The organism is Streptomyces swartbergensis (assembly GCF_002148965.1).
Classification (GTDB): Bacteria; Actinomycetota; Actinomycetes; order Streptomycetales; family Streptomycetaceae; genus Streptomyces; species Streptomyces swartbergensis.
On record NZ_NGFN01000796.1, the window covers coordinates 1 to 815 of the forward strand.

The following is an 815-nucleotide window of genomic DNA, read 5'->3' on the forward strand; positions in this document are numbered from 1 at the left end:
CCGGTGCGGTACATGCGGGTGCCGGGGTCGTGGGCGTAGGGGTCGGCGATGAAGGTGGCGGCGGTTTTGGTCGGGTTGTCGAGGTAGCCGTGGCCGACGCCGGTGCCGGCGACGTACAGCTCGCCGGGGGTGCCGGGCGGTACCGGTTGGAGGTGGGCGTCGAGCACGTACAGGCGGGTGTTGCGTACCGGGTGCCCGATCGGGGCGCGGGTGTCGAGCGGGGTCGCGGGGGTGATGACGGCGTGGGTGACGTCGTCGGAGCACTCCGTCGGCCCGTAGGCGTTGACGAGGGGGATGTGGGGTGCCAGTTCCAGCCACTCCCGCGCCAGATCGGCGGGGAGCGTCTCGCCCGTCACCATCAGGTGGGTGAGCGGGGCGAGTTCCGGACGGACCAGACCGTTGTTCCACGCGTCGACGGCGGCGCGGAGGAGGGAGGGGACGACTTCGAGGACGGTGACACCGTCGGTGGCGATGCGGCCGAACAGTTCTTGCGGGTCGGCGGCGGTGTCGCGGTCGACGACGGTGAGGCGTCCGCCGGTGATGAGGGGGCAGAGCATCTGCCAGACGGAGATGTCGAAGGTGACCGGGGCGTTGTGCACCACGACGTCGTCGGCTGTGAGGTGCAGGTCGTCGACCTTGGCGAGCAGGTGGTTGACCATGCCCGCGCGGTGGACCATCGCGCCTTTGGGGCGTCCGGTGGAGCCGGAGGTGAAGATGATGTAGGCGAGGTCGTCGCCGTCCCCGGCGGGCGTGGCGAGTTCGGTGTCGGTGGCTGCGTCCCAGGCGAGCACGGCCGGTGTGGTCGAGGCGGCGGC

General features: G+C 71.3%; 1 protein-coding gene. It reads right to left on the reverse strand.

Going from position 1 to position 815, the window contains the following annotated elements; genetic code table 11:
• Positions 1-815, reverse strand: an 815-nt coding sequence (locus CA983_RS44400) for an AMP-binding protein (protein ID WP_143645891.1), incomplete at both ends; no start/stop codon positions are given.